The following is a 1,975-nucleotide window of genomic DNA, read 5'->3' as shown; positions in this document are numbered from 1 at the left end:
GACCATGACCACGCCAACTCTCGATGCCCAGGGCGTCCGTATCTAACCAGTCGAAACAGAATCAAACTCCAAGGTAGATCAAGGACCCTTAGTCATTGAGGATGGATTAGCCATCTCTAATCGACGAAATAGCTTGGATAGTTTGAGCCTCAGGCCCGGCACCTATTCTGCAGCCTCGCGAAACTCGCTGGAACGCAATAGCTCATGGAACGGGCTACCAGCAGCCTGCTCTTCCACCAACCTCAAAGGAATTTCATCCAAGCGACTCATCGCAATTGAGAACAACTGCGCCTTCACAAGGTAATCAAAACGGGCTGCATCCGACCGGTAGCGCAGAGCTATGGGACACTCAGGCCATCTTCGGAACCCCTGCCGACTATGCGAATCGAACGACGAAAATCTGCCCTAATCCGTTGGATGAGAGCGCAGGCACTTGCACCGCTGATGGCCATATCACTTGCAGGGGGCGCGGCGGTTGGTCCGGTTGCGGGCCCTCCCGTTGAAGGCCCTGTGCGCTTGGGAGAGATCGCGGCGGTTGATGGCCCTAGGGTGCGTCCCGATCGCGTCATCGAAGACAGCCGTTGCCCAGTCGACGTTCAGTGTATCCAGGCCGGACAGCTGATCGTCAGGGCGACAGTGCTCGGTGTCGGCTCGTCCAAGCAGATTGACCTCAAGCTGGGCGTCCCAGCCCATGTCGCTGATGGCATGTTGACGCTGGTCAACGCCACGCCCGTGCCTATCGCAGGGGAGACCGGACCGTCCGCCGCCCGCTTCACCTTCAAGTTTCAGGGCGGCCGTTAGGTCCCATCATACGCGCCGAAAGGGTCAGCCCCAGGAGAAGCTGGGCTCACCAGAAAGCTGCAACGGCTCGCCACGCCTGCAGGGAAATCATTTCCCACTCCACACACGGGCTGGGACGCTACAAATGAAGCCATTGCCTGCCTCCTCGGCGCGAGAGACTTCAGCGCACAGGCCGGCAGGCTCGGCGTCAAGGTAACCAAACGCTCACAGGGCCGGATCCATCTGCTGGAAGCGATGGCCGTAATTACTTCGCAGCCCGCCCCAAGGAGTGAGGAGCTTCTCGTCAAGGCTAAGAACCTAGCCAGCCAAAAATGGGATGGCTTGCTGCCCCCGCGCCTTCTCATGCGCTCCTACGCTTCGATGCGCTTCGATGCGCTTGGATGTAGCTGAGGGCTTGGATTGGCTGAGGTCCCATCAGACTGCCAGGCAGGCTGGACACTGAGGCTCGGCAGACGATACGGGCCGTGGCGCGAACTCCACTCAATTCTCGAACACCACGCCGAACCGCCATTACAAACTAACGAGAAAGCCAAAAAAAATAACCCAACATTTATCTGTGGTACAGTCTAATTTACTGACAAATATAATGACATTTGTTAGGAAAACCAATTTAATTCATTATAGTCGATCTCTGGAACATGGCTAGCACGCAACTGAAGAAGCCCCTTAAATATAGGGATGCCGGCTACCTTTACGAACACGAAAATGCACGCGCCCTTGCCCATCGGAGCGTCCTTCACACCAATCCTAAAGGTGTTATTCCGCCCATCTGACGCCAGGCGACCGCGCATTGACTTGACAAATTGCTCCCGTATCAAGATTGCAGACACCAACAACGGAAGCAGCCAAAGTGGAAAGTGCAAAGACCACACCAAACCCATCTCAGCTCGACGCCACCGACAGCGCCATTAAGATCGACTTCGTGAAAGTCGGAAGAGTTAAGTTCTGCGGCGTCGAAATAAGCAATGCAAAGTCCAGAACAAATTTTGAAGAACTTCTTCGCTTCGCTCTAGACAAAACCGCGCGCCCCGGGGCACGCAGAAACGGTACGATCTACCCGCCCACACTGCCMCTAGCAACGCCGGCCGGATTGTTATCAGAAGAGATAGCGGACTACCTGCTGCATATGAAACGCAGGAACATTCGGTCGTGCTCTATCGAGGCATCCGCTCGA

The 1,975-nt window shown here is 55.8% G+C and carries 1 protein-coding gene and 1 pseudogene; both read left to right on the top strand.

Annotated elements, in window-relative coordinates; all coding sequences use genetic code 11:
- The first annotated feature begins 417 nt into the window (after nucleotides 1-417).
- Nucleotides 418-801, top strand: coding sequence for a hypothetical protein (locus AC1DQP_RS19995; protein WP_478052364.1), 384 nt, complete (start codon nucleotides 418-420; stop codon nucleotides 799-801).
- Between the two features lie 850 nt (nucleotides 802-1,651).
- Nucleotides 1,652-1,975: pseudogene (locus tag AC1DQP_RS19990) on the top strand (hypothetical protein); the annotation flags it as partial.

It is taken from the genome of Stenotrophomonas sp. P5_A8, assembly GCF_056400545.1.
This window is presented reverse-complemented; position numbering and strand designations above follow the sequence as displayed.

Excerpts from the sequence above, each read along its gene's own strand:
- AC1DQP_RS19995 (WP_478052364.1), top strand. The coding sequence starts at position 418 with ATGAGAGCGCAGGCACTTGCACCGCTGATGGCCATATCACTTGCAGGG.